Genomic DNA, 16,191 nt, shown 5'->3' on the forward strand with positions numbered 1-16,191 from the left:
CACGGCCACGGCAATCCGGACACCGCGATTTCCGTAGAACATCGAGAAAAGGACCGTGAAATGAACAGCAAATCACTATTGCCCGCCGTATTCGCTGTATGCACCCTCCTGGGTTACGGTCTGGTCGCATCCGCTGATGAGCCCGCCGAACCCGCTGAACCGGCGCAACCCGCTGCCACCGCTGAACCCGAGAAGGGCCCCAAGCCGGGTGGGTCAGCCCACACCTTCCAGTCCGGAAAGCCGGTCGAATCATGGACTTCCGGCGCCCCGTCGCCTGACGACGAGTCGCGGGAAGAACGCGCCGCCGAAACGGAGATCGTGGACAATCTCGACCCGGTCGCTGCCGGCGAGACCACGCCGAGCTCCGGCCAGGCACGAGAGGAAGATGGGCCGCGCAACGCCTCCGACAGGTGCCTGGTGAACACCGTCGAGGCCGTGCTGGATGTTGACCGTGCGGGACGTGGGGCCGAATTGTCGGTCGACGCGCAGGATGGCGTGGTGTTCTTGACTGGCGCGCTGGACGACCAGGCCTCAATCGACCACGTCCAGAAACTGCTCGCAGGCGTGAAAGGCGTCAACCGCGTAGACACCAGCGGCCTGACGACCTCCGCCACACGAGCGAGAGCGAAGTAACCCGAGTGCAGGCTGGTAGGAATCAGGGCGTGTAGTAGGTCGGCGTTGCGGGTCCCACCGGCAGCCCGAGAGCGAAAACCCAGAGGAAGAAGAAAGCCGTCCAGAGCGTGATCAGCGCTACCGAGTAGGGCAGCATCATGGAGATCAGCGTGCCGATGCCCGCCTTCGGCACGTAACGCGCCGCGAACGCCATGATCAGGCCGAAGTAGCTCATCATCGGCGTGATGATGTTGGTGGTGGAGTCGCCGATGCGATAAGCCGCCTGGATGATCTCCGGGCTGTAGCCGAGCAGCATCAGCATGGGCACGAAGATCGGCGCGGTCACCGCCCACTGCGCCGAGGCCGAGCCGAGCATCAGGTTGACGAAGGCGCACATCAGCACGAAGAACACGAACACCAGCGGCCCCGTGAGGCCGATGGACTTGAGCAGGTCTGCTCCGGTCACCGCCGTGACGGCGCCCAGGTTGGTCCAGGAAAAGAAAGCCACGAACTGGGCGGCGAAGAACACCAGCACCATGTACAGGCCCAGGGTGCTCATGGCGCCCGCCATGGCGTTGATGACGTCGCGGTCGCTGCGCATGGTGCCGACCACGGCGCCGTACACCGTGCCCGGCACAAGGAAGAACACGAAGATCAGCGCCACGATGCCGCGCAGGAAGGGCGAGCCCTTGATGGCGCCGGTCTCGGGATTGCGCAGCACCGCGCCCTCCGGCACCACCAGCAACGCGATGAGCGCGATCATCCCCAGCGCGGCGAGCCCGGCATAGCGCAGGCCGCGGCGCTCGGCATCCGACAGCTCGTCCATGCGGTGCGCATCGTCGTCGCCCAGCCGCGCCTGGCTGCGGTCGTAGGGGCCGAGCGCCGGCTCGACGACTTTCAGGCTGATCCAGCTGACGACGGTCACCACCAGGAAGGTGCTGGCGATCATGAAGAACCAGTTGGCGCTGGCGTCCACCAGGTAACCGGGCTCGATGAGCCGCGCCGCCTCCTGGGTGATGCCGGCCAGCAGCGGGTCCACGGTCCCCAGCAGCAGGTTTGCGCTGTAGCCGCCGGACACGCCGGCGAAGGCCGCGGACAGGCCGGCCAGCGGGTGGCGGCCCAGAGAGTAATAGACCATCGCGGCCAGCGGGATGAGCACCACGTAGCCCATCTCCGAGGCGGTGTTGGAAATCACCCCGGCGAATACGATGGTCACGGTGACAGTGCTGCGGCTGGCCCTGAGCACCATGGCGCGCACCACCGCGGTGAGCAGACCGGAGCGTTCCGCCACCCCCACGCCCAGCATCGCCACCAGCACGGTGCCCAGCGGCACGAAGCTGGTGAAGTTCGTGACCAGGTTCTGCACGATGCGCCGCAGGCCGTCGGCGTTCATCAGGCTGATCACGCGGATCATGCCGTCGGCAGCGCGACCCGCAGCGCCGTCCGGGCGGGGATCCGGGACCGCCACGCCGAGCGCGCCCATCAGTCCGCTGAAGAGCACGACACTGAGCGCGAACAGGGCGAACAGCGTCACCGGGTGCGGCAGCGCATTGCCGAGCCACTCGACCACGCGCAGGAAGCGCGTGATGCGGCCTGGAGTCTCCTCTTGATCGTGCTCGGGACCGGGCGTACTCGTCACGATTCGCGGCTCGATGGCGCAAAAGAGCCCGTATTCTACGGCAAGGCCGCCGCGGGCGCGCCTGCACCACGCTTGGAAGCAAGGCATCCATCGGGCAGAGTATGGCGAAAGCCTTTACGTCCTCGCGCCAGGAGTTCACCTATCGTGCCAGTCATCATCGCCGTACTGCTCGCCCTGGTCGTCGCCGCGTTCTTCGTCTCGCGGCGCGCCGGCATCATGATGCTGGCGGGCGTCTCAGTGGCAGTGGCGCTGATGCTGGGCTGGGCCTGGCACACTGAGCGCGGCCCGGAGACACAGCGCAACGCCATCGCCGTGGAGGAAGTGGAGATTCTCGACACGCGCACGCGCGACAACGCCGAGGATTACCTGGTGCGCAACAACAACCCGGAGTGGACGCTCATCGGCCTCTACTCGGAAAGAGTGGCGCGCATGGAAGACGGCACCATCATCGACCGCAAGGAATTCACCCACCGCGTCAATGTGCCGCCGGGCCAGGCGCGCTGGGAGACGCTGCGCTTTTTCGGCCTGCAGATCGGCGTCGAATACGACTGGCGCATCATCGGCACCGAGGGCTCGCGCAGCCCGGGCGGAGAGAACCGGTAGAATCCCTGCCATGGCAAGGATCATGGTGCTCAAGCATGTCGCGGCCGAACCCCTCGGCCTGCTCGACCCGATGATCCGGGCGCGGGGCCACCGCATCCGCTACGTCAATTTCCAGCGCCACCCCGACGCCCGGCCTTCCCTGGACCGCTACCAGGCCCTGGTCGTGCTGGGCGGCCCCATGAATGTCGGCGAGAACGACCGCCACCCGCACCTGAAGGTTGAGTGCGAACTGATCGAGACCGCGCTGGCGCGCGGCCTGCCGATCCTCGGCATCTGCCTCGGCGCGCAGTTGCTGGCGCACGTGCTCGGCGCGCGCGTCGCACCCGCGCGGCGTCCCGAGATCGGCTGGTATGCAGTGCGCCCGCGCCTCCCGGCGGCACAGTCCGACCCGGTGCTGCACCCGCTGCAGGACGAGCATCCGGTGTTCCAGTGGCACGGCTACGGCTTCGACATCCCCGCCGGCGCGACGCACCTGGCTGAGAGCGACGACTGCCCCGGCCAGGCGATGAGCTACCAGGACTCCGCCTGGGGCTTCCAGTTCCACCTCGAGCTGGACGAGGGGCTGATCCGGCGCTGGCTGAATTCGTCCAGCTACCTTGACGACCTGCGCGACTCCGGCCTCGGCCACACGCCAGAGAAAATCCTCGCCGACACACAGGAATTCCTTCCGCCCACGCGCCGGCTGGCCGAGCGCGTGTTCGGCAACTGGCTGGACCGCCTGGCGCCGCACGGCAACAGCCGCGTGTTGCCCTCGCGCTGAACTTGGCGGCCCGGCCTCACCATAGCCGCAGCCGCGCTGACGAGGCGGTGCCGGGCAACGCGCGCGAGTTCCTCGCCGTATTCCGCTACAGCCGGCGCGCCCTGGAACTGGTGTGGCGCACCAGCCGCCCGCTCACGCTGGTGCTGGCCGCCTTCACGCTGCTGGCCGGCGTGCTGCCGGCCGCCGTCGCCTGGGTCGGGGCCCTGATCATCGACGCGGTGGTCGCCGCCGCCGGCGTGTACCGGGACAGCGGCGTGCTGGAGGCGCGCCCGGTGATGGTCCTGGTGGCGGTGGAAGGCGCGCTGGTCGCGGCGCTGGCCGGCGCGCAGCGCGCCTTGTCGGCCTCGCAGTCGCTGCTGCGCGCCCAGCTCGGCCAGCGCGTCAACGAGATGATCCTGGAGAAGGCGCTGCAACTCGACCTGGCGCAGTTCGAAGACGCCGAGTTCTACGACAAGCTGACGCGGGCCCGGCGCGAGGCCTCGAGCCGCCCCCTGTCCCTGGTCACGCGCACCTTCGGCCTGGCGCAGAACGGCATCTCGCTGGTCAGCTACGGCGTGCTGCTGGCGCAGTTCTCTGGCTGGGCGGTGCTCGTGCTGGTGCTGGCCGGATTGCCGTCCTTCCTCGCCGAGGCCAAGTTCTCCGGCGACGCCTTCCGCCTGTTCCGCTGGCGCTCGCCCGAGACACGCATGCAGATGTACCTGGAGACGGTGCTGGCGCGCGAGGACCATGCCAAGGAAGTGCAGCTCTTCGCGCTCGGCCCGCGGCTGCTGCAGCGTTACCGCGAGATCTTTCGCAAGCTCTACCGCGAGGACCGCAACCTCACGCTGCGCCGCGACGGCTGGGGCTTCGTGTTCGGGCTGGTCGGCACGGTGACGCTCTACGGCGCCTATGCCTGGGTCGCATTCACCACCATCGCGGGCCGCATCACGCTCGGCCAGATGACCATGTACATGATGCTGTTCCGCCAGGGCCAGTCGGCGGTCTCGGCCAGCCTCTCGGCCATCAGCGGCATGTACGAGGACAACCTCTACCTCTCGACCCTTTACGAATACCTGGAGACGCCGGTGCCGGAGCGCTGCGGCGAGCTGCAGCGCGGCCCCGACCCGAGCGACGGCATTCGCTTCGAGCGGGTTTCCTTCACCTATCCCGGCGCGGAGACGCCGGCGCTCAGGGAGATCGACCTGCACATCGCACCGGGCGAGTCGCTGGCGCTGGTGGGCGAGAACGGCTCGGGCAAGACCACGCTGATCAAGCTGCTGTCCGGACTCTACGCCCCGACCTCAGGCCGCATCCTGCTGGACGGGCTCGACCTGCGCGCATGGGACGCCGCGGTGCTGCGCCGGCGCATCGGCGTCATCTTCCAAGACTTCGCGCGCTACCAGTTCACGGTGGGCGAGAACATCGGGGCCGGCGACGTGCTGCACTTCGAGGACGAGGCGCGCTGGGAACAGGCGGCCGGCCAGGGCATGGCGCTGCCGTTCATCGACACCCTGCCGGGGCGCTTCGATACCCAGCTCGGCAAGTGGTTCAAGGACGGGCGCGAGCTGTCCGGCGGGCAATGGCAGAAGATCGCGCTGGCGCGCGCCTTCATGCGCTCGGACGCCGACATCCTGGTGCTGGACGAGCCCACGGCGGCGATGGATGCTGCCGCCGAGGCCACGGTGTTCGAGCACTTCCGCAAGCTGACGCAGGACCGCATCGCGATACTCATCTCGCACCGCTTCTCCACCGTGCGCATGGCCGACCAGATCGTGGTCATCGACGGTGGGCGGATCATCGAGCACGGCAGCCACGCCGAGCTGATGGCGCTGGACGGCCTGTACGCGCGGCTGTTCTCGCTGCAGGCGCGCGGCTACCGCTAGGTCACGAGGCCCTTGCGGTGTTCCGGCGTCGCCACCACGACCCGGTTCCTGCCGCTCGCCTTGGCGTCGTGCAGCGCATGGTCGGCCTCGCCGAGCAAGGCGCGGCGGCTCAGGCCGGGGCGCATTTCCGCCACCCCGGCGCTCATGGTGACCTGCACGCCTGCGGGCACGTCGTCGCGGGCCATAGCGGCCACTTCGCGGCGAATTTTCTCGCAGGCCTCCACCGCGGCCGTCTGGTCCGTGCCGGGGAAGCAGAGCAGGAATTCCTCGCCGCCATAGCGCGCCACCAGGTCCGTGGCGCGGGCGCTCCCGGCCATGCGCGCGGCGACGGCCTCGAGCACGCGGTCCCCGGCATCGTGCGAATGCTCGTCGTTGATGCGCTTGAAATGGTCCAGGTCGACGAGGGCCACGGAGAAGTCGCCGCCATAGCGCTCGAACTCGGCCAGGCGCTCGTCGAGATAGGCGTCGGCGGAGCGGCGGTTGTGCAGCCCGGTGAGCGCGTCGTGGGTGGCGAGCCGCTCGAGTTCGCGGGTCTTCTCCCGCAGGCTCCGCGTGCGCTCCGCCACGATGGTTTCCAGGCCGGAGCGCAGCCGCGCCAGCTCGGTCAACGTCAGCATGCCCAGGCTCAGCACCACCAGCAGCAGCGCGACCACGGCCAGCTCCATGCGATTGAAGATGATCGCCACCAGGATGCCGCCGAGGCCGGCGCCCGACTCGACGATGAAGGGGAACACGCTGGTGCCGCGCGGGAAACGGCCGTCGCGAAAACCGATGAAGATGCGCATGCCGAGGTCGTTCACGGCCTGCATGCCGACCACCATGAGCAGCAGCAAAGCAAGGTCGGCCGCCCCGAGCGACAACAGCGGGACAGGCCCGCCGAGCCGCTGGTACGCCAGGCCCGCGACCAGCACCATGAGGCTCATCAGTCCGCTGTTGTGCAATGAGGCCGTGAGCACCTCCTGCACGGGGCGTCCGCGGCGCAGGCGATGCCAGGGATAGAGCAGCGAGGCGAGCCCGTTCAGCCAGGCGGCGGCGACCGGGCCGACGATGAGGATCGACGCCACCTGGGCGACGCGGTCGAAGGACACATAGCCGACGCGCGGATGATTGAAGCCCATGGAAATGGTGAACAGCGCGAAGACGACGAAGAACACCGCCGTGCCCGGGCCGTGTCCGCCAGGCAGCCAGCCGTGCATCGCGACCGCCACCGACAGCGCGACGAAAGCGCCGGCAAACAGCAGCAGGGAGTAAATCCGCTCCGGATGCGTCCGTCCTTTCATCTTCCCCGCCATGATGCCTACGGCCCCAGCAGCGCCACGACCAGCGGCAGCGCGAAGGCCGTGAGCAACCCGGCCAGGCCGAGGCCGAGCCCGGCGAAGGCGCCGGCGCGCATGCCGATGGTCAGGGCATGCGCCGTGCCGAAGCCGTGCGCCGCGATGCCGAGCGCGAAGCCCTGCGCGCGCTGGTCATGGATGCCGGCGAAGCGGAACAACGGGCCGGCCGCGACCGCGCCCACCGCGCCGGTCACCAGCACGATGCCGGCCGCGAGCGAGGGCAGCCCGCCGATCTGCTCGGCGATGCCCATGGCGATCGGCGTGGTGACCGACTTGGGCGCCAGGGAAAGCAACGTCTCGCCGCGCGCGCCGAGCAGCCACGCCACGCCGACGGCGCTGCCCACCGCCACGGTCACCCCCGTCACGCAGGCCAGCAGCAGCGGCCACAGCAACTCGCGCACCTGGCGCAGGTTGTCGTACAGCGGAATGGCCAGTGCCACCGTCGCCGGCCCGAGCAGGAAATGGATGAACTGCGCGCCCTCGAAATAGGTGTCGTAGGACGTGCCCGTCAGCAGCAGCAGGCTGATCAGCACCAGCATCGCCACCAGCACCGGGTGCACCAGCGGGTTGCCGTTCAGCTTGCGGTTCAGCCACACGCCGCCGAGATACGCGACCAGGGTCAGCGTGAGCCACAGCAACGGCGCCTCGGCCAGGTAGACCCATATGTCGCCGAACTCAGGCATTCCGACCTGCCTCCGGGGCCGCACCTGGCTCGAGTTCGGGCGGGACGCGTCGTCCCACCAGCCACCCGACCAGCAGCATCGTGGCCAGCGTGCTGACCACGATCGCCACCAGGATCGGCAGCCAGTCGGCCGCGAGCCGCGGCCCGTGCGTCACCAGCCCGACGCCCGCGGGCACGAAGAACAGCGTCAGGTAACCGAGCAGCCCGGTGCCGGCGCGGCGCAGCGACTCGCCCGGCCCGCCGGCGAGCACCAGCCCGACCAGCAGGATCACCATCCCCGCCACCGGCCCGGGCACCGGCACGCCGAGCAGGCGGACGAGCGTCTCGCCCGCAAGCTGGCAGAGGAAGATCAGCGCGAGGCCTTGCAGCATAGCGTCGAAGCATAACCGCGGGGCGCGGGGGCTGGCGACCTCCAGCACGGTCTGGGTGCTTTGCTGGGGCGGCGGGCGTGTACGCCTCCCCCTTGGCTCAGATGCCTGCGGGCGAGGCGTACACGCCCGCCGCCCCGGCGACCCCCCTGCAGCTGGTCATCGCCAGGCGCCGTGCGCTAACCGAGGTCACTGGAACTTCCCGCTCGCGGGCAGCGACGCACAACCAGCGAGGTCAACAGGATGGCGTAGAGAATCCCTCCCGCCATCAAAGCCCGATTCAGGTCGTGATTCGCAAGCACCAGCCCAGCCAGCAGCACCGCCGCAAAAAGCATCGTTTTACCGGCTCCACTGATAGCCGCAACCGCCCCGAGTCGGACTGCTCGGTCCCACCCAGCGAATGGTCGATCCAGCCCGATAGTGGCGATGATCGGACGCGGGCTCGATTGGAGGAAGTACTTATCCTGCGCCACGCAATCCGTCAGGGCGCGATCCAGTACTGCATGGGGCGGGACAGGAATGCTTCCAGCTCGATTCCGTCGCCGCCTACGAGCAGGCTTCGATCCGGCCTGAACGCCGCCTTGAAGCTCGCGATCCCGGGCTGCGGCTTGGCCCTGGTGGTGCTCTTTACTTCGATGGCGATGAGGCGACGTCCCGAGCGGACCACGAAGTCGACCTCAGCATTGCGCTCGCGCCAGTAGAACAGCTCGCACTCTCCGCAGGCTGCCGCGTTCGCCAGGTGGGCGCCGATGGTCGACTCGACCAGGCGCCCGCGATACTCCGGATCCGACCACGCTTCCGCGGGCGACATGCCGCCCAGGGCGGACATCAAAGCGGTGTTCAGGACCTGGAGCTTCGGGCTCGAGCCCCGGCTGCGCGCCACGTCGCCGGCGAACTTCTGCAGCCCGCAGACCATCCCGGCCGCCGCCAACAGCTCGAGGTAATGTGCCAGCGTCGTGGTGTTCCCGGCGTCCTGCAGCTGGCCGAGCATCTTGTTGTAAGACAGGATCTGCGCGGAATATCGACACGCGAGCTCGAACAGGCGCCGCAGCAGGGCCGGCTTGTCCACCCGCGTGAGCAACAGCACGTCGCGGGAGATCGATGTTTCCACCAAACTGTCGATGACGTAACGCCGCCAGCGTTCGGGCTCGCCGGCCAGCGGCGCGGCACCGGGATAGCCGCCGAAATAGCAGTACTTATCGAAGGTGAAGCCGAAAGCCTCACGCATTTCAACGAAGGACCAGTGCGGCAGGTGCAACAACTCGAAGCGACCCGCCAGGCTCTCCGACGTGCCGCGCGCGATCAACAATGGCGCTGAGCCAAGCAACACGACCCGCAGCGGGATCCTGCGGCGCGTATCCTCATCCCAGAGACGCTTGACGGTTTCCGACCAGCCCGGGATTTTCTGAATCTCATCAAGCGCCAGAACTGCGCCGCTCTGGCCCGCCTCGCGCGCCTCCAGGCGCGCGGCTTCCCACTGCTGCGTAATCCACTCAGCGCCGCGCAGCATCGGCTCGTCGGCAGTGGCGTAAAGAAAGCCCGGCCGAAGGGTTGCTGCGACCTGGTGCACAAGCGTGGTCTTCCCCACCTGTCTTGGCCCGGCGACGACCTGGATAAAACGCCGCGGCTCCCGCAACCTGCGCGCGAGTTCCCTGGCCTGCGCCCGCTGAAAGGGATCTGACGATTTACTCAACATGATGAGTATTTTTACTCAATAACTTGAGCAAATCAAACCGCCATCGACCGGACCACCGAGCTGAGCGGGCCGGTGTGCAGAATCGTCGCGCTGGTAGCGCAGCACCCCGTCCGTGGTGTACACGCTGATCAGCGCCGACCCGTCCTGGCGCGTGGTCTGGGTCCGCCGGCCATGGCCGTCGTAGAAATAGCTCGCCAGGCCGGCGATCGACGTGATGCGCTCCGAGTTATCGAACACGCGGGTCTGCCTTACCTTAGAACGGACTTGATCCAGATCTAATGGGATCGGCCCGGCGCATGCGACCCTCGCTCGAATTCTACTTCAGCTCTTATTAGTCCGTTCGAATAGGCCCATGGGTCGATGGACTCGGGCCTGATCCGAAATACCCCTTCCTCAACGAGAACACCAGTTACGTTCGCGTAAACGAGGCAATGGAAAGCTCCCGTCTCACTAGTTTGGCGACAAGAGACCCATTCGCCGATGTCGGGACCGCCCGCCCAAATCGCGTCGGCAGGCACGTTAGCCGGTCTGTCCGGGGGCTTCGAGCCCCTTTTCTCGATCACACTCGAGACGGCCAATCCCAACAAAAAGCCCAAGAAAAGTATCCCAACCGATCTCACTGACATGATCAAGCCCCAGCTATCTGTCACGGTCGAGGCGCTTTGAGTCAAGTCGCCCGTCGACACGGAACACGCCTTGGAACCCACCGCCTTCAAAGCGGAAGCTTTGCGCTCCTTCTGATCCCTGAAGCTCCTTGATGTATGAATTCGGTCTTGGGTCAGCCATCCACGGAGTGTCTATCCCGCCGTTTTCAAGCGTATCCCGTTGGAAGGTTCCACATTGATGGTAAGGGTGCCAGTCACCGTAGCCACCTTTGCCCGCAGTCTTTCCAGCCAGTCCTTTGGCATACGCCTCCATCGCCGCAAAGTCCGCACCCACAAAATACGCTCCCTCAATCGGTCCACCTTGACCGGCTTTCCGGGAAAGCTCGGACAAAACACGAGCAAGGGATTCGGTCGTCGGCGCGCCGTCCCGCATGGTTACGTTACTCTCCAGGCGCAGATTCCTGACAATGCTCCCCTCAGGATAGCGCTCGAACTCGTAGTAACGCGTCAAACCATTGGCTGGATTGATGAGCAATATCCCAGCATGACCAAGATCCTCCCACTTTCGTCCAGCAAGAGAAATCTTGTAATCCGGAAAAGTAACCGCCACTCCGTGACGGCCATCCGGGTCTACGTATCGATACGGGTTGTCGTTCCCATACCAGTAACGGTTGAAATTAGCCCCCGTAGCGATGTCCACCCCCACCGGGTCGATCGACAAAAACCGCCCCACCTCCGGGTCGTAATAGCGCTGCTGCATGTACACCAGCCCGGAGCCGGCGTCGTGCACGTGACCCGTGTAGCCCGGCTGGTCCGCTATCGCCTGCCTGGGCAGCCCGTAGGGCTCGTACTCGTAGCGGGCTACGACGTTGCGGTTCTGGTCCGTCTCCAGCACCACCGAGCCCAGCAGGTCCGTATGCAGGTAGGTGACCGTCTCGGCCCGGGCCGGGGTTACCAGGAGGCCGGCCAGCAACAGGGCCGCCCAGAGCTTCTTCATTCCACTACGCCTGTCCATGGCTACCAGCTCACCGGCGGATCGCCCGGCACCGAGTCCGGGTCCTCGCAGAACGGCGGGTTGCGGCCCCCGATGTTGTCCACCCACACCGTGTGGATGGCGGAGTACGCCCAGCAGCCCGCGGCATTACAGGCCCGGACCCGATAGCCCCAGCTGCCGGCACCCATGCCGCTGAAGGACTTGCCTGTGCCCGCCCCATTGACGGCTCGAGGACGAGGATCAGCGCGTGCTGCGCGGGGTGCTCGATACGATCCTCGGGCAATGACCTGAAGGCCGCGGTTCACGTCTCGTTCTGTCCGGCCGCCTTGTCACCGGCAGAGGTGTTGCTGAACCAACACACCTGCCCGATGTTCGGCTCCTGACCCAGGGCTCGCCATTCCTCATCGATCCTCGCCAGGGCTCTCTCAGGCGTGCACGTCCAGGCGAGGAAACCACCGTTCTCCTGCAGGGTTCCGGGCTCCATGAGTCCTTCGCACAGCAGAGGCCCAAGGACCTCCAGAGCCACCTCGCGAATCTCATCGCCCGTGTGGCTTGATTTGCTGCGTCGGAGAATCCAGGCTACCTCCCAGAGACCGACGTAATCGTCCTGTCCTTCAGCGAGCAGCTCTTGACGTATGTCCGCGAGGGTTGTCATTCTGGGAACTTGATCTTCCGGACGTCGATACCCGGAATGTTCACATCGATGGTTGGTGGCCCGGACTTCGATACGCCGCGATAGCCTACGAAACCACCATCAGGACGACGTACGAGCTTTCCCGGATGGCCAGCGGGCGTGACATCAACGCCCCCCTTCGAAAGCTTCCCGAAAAGCTTCTCTGCCGCAGACGCTCCGCCTTCCGCTACCCGAATCGAAGAACGGCTGCCCGCGCGTCCGAGAGAACCCAATCCCCCCTTTGCGGCACCTGCGACATCCCCGGCCGCATCAAGTGGCTTGCCCACTTTGACTAAACCGGCGGCAACCTTCGTCGCTGCCCCAAGTACCGCTCCACCGCCTAATGTCGTCGCATCCTCGAATGCGGCTGCGAGCCGGCCATTGCCCTCGCCGTTGTAGCCGTCAGCAAACGCCCCGACGACACTATCGCGATCGAACCCACGTCCGCTGACCAGATTCCAGGTCTCGGTGAGAATCCCGCCGATTCCCGCTACCGCGTTGCGTCCGTCCGGATCGGTATACGTGTACGGATTCTCGTTCCCATACCAGTAGCGGTTGAAATTAGCCCCTGTAGCGAGATCCACCCCCACCGGATCGATCGACAGGAACCGCCCCACCTCCGGGTCGTAGTAGCGCTGCTGCATGTACACCAGCCCGGAGCCGGCATCGTGTACATGGCCGGTGTAGCCCGGCTGGTCTACCACGGCCTGCCGCGGCAGCCCGTAGGGCTCGTACTCGTAGCGTGCAACTACGTTGCGGTTCTGGTCCGTCTCCAGCACCACCGAGCCCAGCAGGTCCGTGTGCAGATAGGTGACGGTCTCGGCCTGGGCCGGGGTCACCAGGAGACAGGCCAACAGCAGGGCCGCCCAGAGCTTCTTCATCGCATATCGCCTGTCCATCGCTCACCAGCTGCCCGGCCGATCGCCGGGCACCGAGTGGGTCCAAGCGCACCCGAGCAGCAGCTCACGGCCGCCGGTCGAGAGTCACCGCTCGAGTGGTCCGGCTAAATCTACGAAACAAGGTGCCAATTTTTCCACCAGAGCGTCTCCCTGAACAATCACACTAAACGGCTCGCAAGGCTGGCTGCGATAGCAATCAACAAGAATGAGACCTTCCGGGTCATCAAGGTAAAAGACAACCGAATCCTCAGCCTTGTCTGATAACGTCAGCAGAGAAACCGGGTCTATACCTCGTAGGGGGGCAAGCCCCATGTAGTCTTTGTCATGAAAACCTATTTTCCCGCTGATTGCGGTAAGCCGGTGCTGAAAGCACTCTAACAACTCTTCGGCCTTTTCTTGAGAAATATATGGTGCAACCAGCCCCGGGGCAGTGGTGATGTCCTTTGGCCATTCCAGACTCAAGGACCGACTAGCAGTAGGGTCGAAGTCCTCAAGACACAATGATCCAGTGGTCGCCGCGGAGACAATTGCGGCTAGTCGAGCCCCGTGCGAGTCACGCAGCTGTGCCTGCGACCTACGATTTACTTCGCTCGCTCTCTTCGCGCGCAACTCGTCGATTTTTTGCCTTCCAGACATAGTAATCAGCGCTTCGGATCGAAATCCACGCGAACCTTTCCTTCGTTTAGAATGCGGGGTCTTCCGGCCACATCGACCTGCCCTCCAGGTTTTACTGTTCCAGCTTCAACCTGGGGCACGCCTGCATGTTCTCCACGCATGTCTCTCGATATTTGGACTGACTTTGTCTCAGTTCCACCTCCGGGCTTGGGGACCTCGTAACTTTGCTGGCGGCCCACTGGAGTACCGTCCGGGCTCGCCGACGAGATCCCAGGGACGAGCAGGCTCGCCACGACGACAGCGGTCACAAGGAGCACGCACACCGCTCCAGAGTCACTGCGCTCACTTGAGCTTCTCAGAACCGCATGGCTTCATCGAGCGTCTCCGCTGGGAGTATCCGGCTCGCGCCAAGAATCTCGATTCCAGCCAACCGTCCCTTACCGTCGAACTCCAGAATCACAGCGCCTTCCTTGATGTCAACATCGCACGGCTCGGTCCTCACGACCTCACCCCGTTCGAGGTTCGCCTGGAAGAGAATGTAGGCAGCGTCCGCGGATGCGTCGTACGTGATCTGCACAGTCATTGCCCCCACCCGTAGTTCTTCGCGATTCCGTCAATAGACTTCTGCGACCAGTTTCGATGAGCCGTGATGACTCCTCGCTCGCCTTCCACGATGAAGTCGAAGCGTCCGGGAGACGACTCGCGCAGGAAGACCTTTGCCCCATCAGACTGATGCAGGACTTGGCCTTCAGTCTTCGTAAGCTTGACCAAGTCATCCGTGAAGCCAGAGCGTGCAAGGCGTTCGGCACCGTGCGCTGTTGCCCTCGTGCCCCCCCTTCCGGCACCTGCGACATCCCCGGCCGCATCCAAGGCCTTGCCCACTTTGACTAAACCGGCGGCAACCTTCGTCGCTGCCCCAAGTACCGCTCCACCGCCAAAGGTGGCCACATCCTCGAATGCAGCTGCGAGCGGCCCACTGCCCTCGCCGTTGTAGCCATCCGCAAACGCCCCGACGACACTGTCCCAATCAAACCCTCGTCCGGTTACCAGGTTCCGAGTCTCGGTGAGCACCCCACCCAATCCCGTCACAGCGTTGCGCCCATCCGGATCCACGAAGGTGTACGGGTTGTTGTCCGCATACCAGTAGCGGTTGAAATTAGCCCCCGTAGCGATGTCCACCCCCACCGGGTCGATCGACAAAAACCGCCCCACTTCCGGGTCGTAGTACCGCTGCTGCATGTACACCAGCCCGGAGCCGGCATCGTGCACATGGCCTGTGTAACCCGGCTGGTCCACCATGGCCTGCCGCGGCAGCCCATAGGGCTCGTACTCATAGCGTGCAACGACGTTCCGGTTCTGGTCCGTCTCCAGCACCACCGAGCCCAGCAGGTCCGTATGCAGATAGGTGACGGTCTCGGCCTGGGCCGGGGTCACCAGGAGACAGGCCAACAGCAGGGCCGCGCAGAGCTTTTTCACCAAGTTTGTGTTCATAATGGCTTACCAAGTCCCCGGTGGGTCTTCAGGGACTGACTCGGGCTGGGTGCATCCGAAGCCCGGAATACATCCCCCGAGGTTCTCCACCCAGACCGAATGTGTTGCCGAATATGCGCCGCAACCCGCCGCGTTGCATGCCCGCGCCCGATAGTTCCAGCTGCCGGTGGTCCGCCCGGACCGCGCCTTGCTGGTGCCGGTCCCGTTGTGGATCGTGCCGTAGTTCCGGCGGCCTCTAACGCTCAATCTTTTGTTTCAACAGCAAGAGAAGAAACACCGCTATGAATAGCAGGAGCCACAATGGCCATCTGGCGAAGTAAAACGCTATCGCCTGCGCACAGGTTACTGGAGACAACAGGACTGCGACTAAGGCACTGGTGAATAATGAGCTGACCAACGCGGAGGCTACTGCTAGGGCCAGGCGCAGCGCGCTAACCGAGGTCACTGGAACTTCTCGCTCCGGGGCAGTGACTCAGATGCGAGCGCTTCGGCGACCGCCGTACCAGTACCCTCGCCCGCGATCACACCCGTCGCTGCCGCAACGCCAGGTGATGCTCCGGCACTGGACATTGATCTTGTAACCGCAGCGGTTGTAGTAGCACCGGCCACTGCACCAGCTCCCGTGGCTAGCGACTCGCTCGCATACTCCTCAACACTTCTCATCGAGTTTCCGGCTGCAATATCCGCTGCCGGCGCAACCACGAAGTTCGTGGCAGCGCCGCTATATGCCCCTGTGGCGGTTGACGTTATCGCGGTTCCGAATGTTCCAGCGCCTTCGGAAACAGCTGCCGCCGAACCTGCCATTGTTCCAGCGGCGATCGCCGCGCCTACGAGAGCGCCTTTCGCAGTGGAAACCAGAAGCTGTCGCCCGTTGAATGCATCTGAATCCCATTGCTTGTAGCCTTCGACTATGAACCCAGCCGCGCCACCGATTACTATCCCCCAAAAAACCTGACCGAACTCACCATCCGGGTCTACAAAGGTGTACGGATTGTCGTTCCCATACCAGTAGCGGTTGAAGTTCGCTCCCCTAGCAAGATCCACCCCCACAGGATCCACCGACAGGAACCGCCCCACCTCCGGGTCGTAATAGCGCTGCTGCATGTACACCAGCCCGGAGCCGGCATCGTGCACATGGCCGGTGTAGCCGGGGGCATCGGCGATTGCCTGCCGCGGCAGCCCGTACGGCTCGTACTCGTAGCGCGCTACGACGTTCCGGTTCTGGTCCGTCTCCAGCACCACCGAGCCCAGCAGGTCCGTGTGCAGGTAAGTGACGGTCTCAGCCCGGGCCGGGGTCGCCAGGAGACAGGCCAACAGCAGGGCCGCCCAGAGCTTTTTCACCAAGTTTGTGTTCATAA

18 protein-coding genes are annotated in these 16,191 nt (G+C 65.2%); 4 read left to right on the forward strand and 14 right to left on the reverse strand.

Translation table 11 applies throughout. The features are described from left to right. The first annotated feature begins 60 nt into the window (after positions 1-60). Entirely contained in the window at positions 61-633 is a 573-nt protein-coding gene (locus G8346_RS14455; protein WP_166052548.1) for a BON domain-containing protein, read from the forward strand. Between the two features lie 22 nt (positions 634-655). Here the strand turns inward: G8346_RS14455 and G8346_RS14460 are convergent, their stop codons facing one another. Beyond that, positions 656-2,251 carry an AbgT family transporter gene (locus G8346_RS14460; protein WP_370520669.1) on the reverse strand — a complete coding sequence of 532 codons (1,596 nt, stop codon included), beginning with the start codon at positions 2,249-2,251 and terminating at the stop codon, positions 656-658. Between the two features lie 144 nt (positions 2,252-2,395). Between G8346_RS14460 and G8346_RS14465 the strand changes: the two genes are divergently transcribed. From G8346_RS14465 to G8346_RS14475, 3 genes are read left to right on the forward strand one after another with little or no spacing between them, the layout of a single operon-like run. Next, positions 2,396-2,854: a hypothetical protein gene (locus G8346_RS14465; protein ID WP_166052553.1), complete on the forward strand. Its 459-nt coding sequence runs from the start codon at positions 2,396-2,398 to the stop codon at positions 2,852-2,854. 10 nt (positions 2,855-2,864) lie between these two features. Beyond that, positions 2,865-3,614: a type 1 glutamine amidotransferase gene (locus G8346_RS14470; protein WP_166052555.1), complete on the forward strand. Its 750-nt coding sequence runs from the start codon at positions 2,865-2,867 to the stop codon at positions 3,612-3,614. A 47-nt stretch (positions 3,615-3,661) separates the two neighbouring features. Next, on the forward strand, positions 3,662-5,476 hold the full coding sequence (locus G8346_RS14475; protein WP_166052556.1) for an ABC transporter ATP-binding protein: 1,815 nt from the start codon (positions 3,662-3,664) through the stop codon (positions 5,474-5,476). Here the strand turns inward: G8346_RS14475 and G8346_RS14480 are convergent. The 13 genes from G8346_RS14480 to G8346_RS14540 all read right to left on the reverse strand — a co-directional run bounded on the left by G8346_RS14480 (position 5,473) and on the right by G8346_RS14540 (position 16,189). Next, on the reverse strand, positions 5,473-6,756 hold the full coding sequence (locus tag G8346_RS14480; RefSeq protein WP_166052558.1) for a GGDEF domain-containing protein: 1,284 nt from the start codon (positions 6,754-6,756) through the stop codon (positions 5,473-5,475). The two genes, G8346_RS14475 and G8346_RS14480, sit on opposite strands and share 4 nt — an antisense overlap. A gap of 17 nt (positions 6,757-6,773) precedes the next feature. Continuing rightward, positions 6,774-7,493, reverse strand: a complete 720-nt coding sequence (locus G8346_RS14485; RefSeq protein WP_166052560.1) for an LrgB family protein — start codon at positions 7,491-7,493, stop codon at positions 6,774-6,776. Then, complete coding sequence (locus G8346_RS14490; protein ID WP_166052562.1) at positions 7,486-7,863, reverse strand: CidA/LrgA family protein; 378 nt, start codon at positions 7,861-7,863, stop codon at positions 7,486-7,488. Before G8346_RS14490 ends, G8346_RS14485 begins: the two co-directional genes overlap by 8 nt. A 478-nt stretch (positions 7,864-8,341) precedes the next feature. Then, a complete protein-coding gene (locus G8346_RS14495) occupies positions 8,342-9,556 on the reverse strand; it encodes an ATP-binding protein (protein ID WP_166052564.1) in 1,215 nt (404 codons plus the stop codon). A gap of 15 nt (positions 9,557-9,571) precedes the next feature. Further along, positions 9,572-9,793 carry a hypothetical protein gene (locus tag G8346_RS14500; protein WP_166052566.1) on the reverse strand — a complete coding sequence of 74 codons (222 nt, stop codon included), beginning with the start codon at positions 9,791-9,793 and terminating at the stop codon, positions 9,572-9,574. Positions 9,794-10,195: 402 nt separating this feature from the next. Continuing rightward, on the reverse strand, positions 10,196-11,158 hold the full coding sequence (locus G8346_RS14505) for an RHS repeat-associated core domain-containing protein (RefSeq protein ID WP_206202785.1): 963 nt from the start codon (positions 11,156-11,158) through the stop codon (positions 10,196-10,198). Positions 11,159-11,178: 20 nt separating this feature from the next. Further along, positions 11,179-11,343, reverse strand: a complete 165-nt coding sequence (locus G8346_RS14510; protein WP_166052570.1) for a hypothetical protein — start codon at positions 11,341-11,343, stop codon at positions 11,179-11,181. Positions 11,344-11,456: 113 nt separating this feature from the next. Beyond that, positions 11,457-11,810, reverse strand: a complete 354-nt coding sequence (locus G8346_RS14515; RefSeq protein WP_166052572.1) for a hypothetical protein — start codon at positions 11,808-11,810, stop codon at positions 11,457-11,459. Next, a complete protein-coding gene (locus tag G8346_RS14520; RefSeq protein ID WP_206202786.1) occupies positions 11,807-12,709 on the reverse strand; it encodes an RHS repeat-associated core domain-containing protein in 903 nt (300 codons plus the stop codon). The genes G8346_RS14515 and G8346_RS14520 overlap by 4 nt, the downstream gene beginning before the upstream one ends. Before the next feature lie 102 nt (positions 12,710-12,811). Further along, positions 12,812-13,189, reverse strand: coding sequence for a hypothetical protein (locus G8346_RS14525; RefSeq protein WP_166052576.1), 378 nt, complete (start codon positions 13,187-13,189; stop codon positions 12,812-12,814). Between the two features lie 508 nt (positions 13,190-13,697). Continuing rightward, on the reverse strand, positions 13,698-13,925 hold the full coding sequence (locus G8346_RS14530; RefSeq protein ID WP_166052578.1) for a DUF2283 domain-containing protein: 228 nt from the start codon (positions 13,923-13,925) through the stop codon (positions 13,698-13,700). After that, positions 13,922-14,833, reverse strand: coding sequence for an RHS repeat-associated core domain-containing protein (locus G8346_RS14535; protein ID WP_166052580.1), 912 nt, complete (start codon positions 14,831-14,833; stop codon positions 13,922-13,924). The genes G8346_RS14530 and G8346_RS14535 overlap by 4 nt, the downstream gene beginning before the upstream one ends. Positions 14,834-15,274: 441 nt before the next feature. Then, the gene (locus G8346_RS14540; RefSeq protein ID WP_166052582.1) at positions 15,275-16,189 is read right to left on the reverse strand and encodes an RHS repeat-associated core domain-containing protein; all 915 of its coding nucleotides are present in this window, start codon (positions 16,187-16,189) and stop codon (positions 15,275-15,277) included. Positions 16,190-16,191: the final 2 nt, after the last annotated feature.

Origin of the sequence: Thioalkalivibrio sp. XN279 (assembly GCF_011089885.1) — a bacterium.
Classification (GTDB): Bacteria; Pseudomonadota; Gammaproteobacteria; order Steroidobacterales; family XN24; genus XN24.

What these genes read in the sequence shown, in the direction of transcription:
- G8346_RS14455 (WP_166052548.1), top strand. Translation starts at nt 61, where the DNA reads ATGAACAGCAAATCACTATTGCCCGCCGTATTCGCTGTATGCACCCTC.
- G8346_RS14470 (WP_166052555.1), top strand. Translation starts at nt 2,865, where the DNA reads ATGGCAAGGATCATGGTGCTCAAGCATGTCGCGGCCGAACCCCTCGGC.
- G8346_RS14480 (WP_166052558.1), bottom strand. Translation starts at nt 6,756, where the DNA reads ATGAAAGGACGGACGCATCCGGAGCGGATTTACTCCCTGCTGCTGTTT.
- G8346_RS14485 (WP_166052560.1), bottom strand. Translation starts at nt 7,493, where the DNA reads ATGCCTGAGTTCGGCGACATATGGGTCTACCTGGCCGAGGCGCCGTTG.
- G8346_RS14490 (WP_166052562.1), bottom strand. Translation starts at nt 7,863, where the DNA reads ATGCTGCAAGGCCTCGCGCTGATCTTCCTCTGCCAGCTTGCGGGCGAG.
- G8346_RS14495 (WP_166052564.1), bottom strand. Translation starts at nt 9,556, where the DNA reads ATGTTGAGTAAATCGTCAGATCCCTTTCAGCGGGCGCAGGCCAGGGAA.
- G8346_RS14505 (WP_206202785.1), bottom strand. Translation starts at nt 11,158, where the DNA reads ATGAAGAAGCTCTGGGCGGCCCTGTTGCTGGCCGGCCTCCTGGTAACC.
- G8346_RS14510 (WP_166052570.1), bottom strand. Translation starts at nt 11,343, where the DNA reads ATGGGTGCCGGCAGCTGGGGCTATCGGGTCCGGGCCTGTAATGCCGCG.
- G8346_RS14515 (WP_166052572.1), bottom strand. Translation starts at nt 11,810, where the DNA reads ATGACAACCCTCGCGGACATACGTCAAGAGCTGCTCGCTGAAGGACAG.
- G8346_RS14520 (WP_206202786.1), bottom strand. Translation starts at nt 12,709, where the DNA reads ATGAAGAAGCTCTGGGCGGCCCTGCTGTTGGCCTGTCTCCTGGTGACC.
- G8346_RS14530 (WP_166052578.1), bottom strand. Translation starts at nt 13,925, where the DNA reads ATGACTGTGCAGATCACGTACGACGCATCCGCGGACGCTGCCTACATT.
- G8346_RS14535 (WP_166052580.1), bottom strand. Translation starts at nt 14,833, where the DNA reads ATGAACACAAACTTGGTGAAAAAGCTCTGCGCGGCCCTGCTGTTGGCC.
- G8346_RS14540 (WP_166052582.1), bottom strand. Translation starts at nt 16,189, where the DNA reads ATGAACACAAACTTGGTGAAAAAGCTCTGGGCGGCCCTGCTGTTGGCC.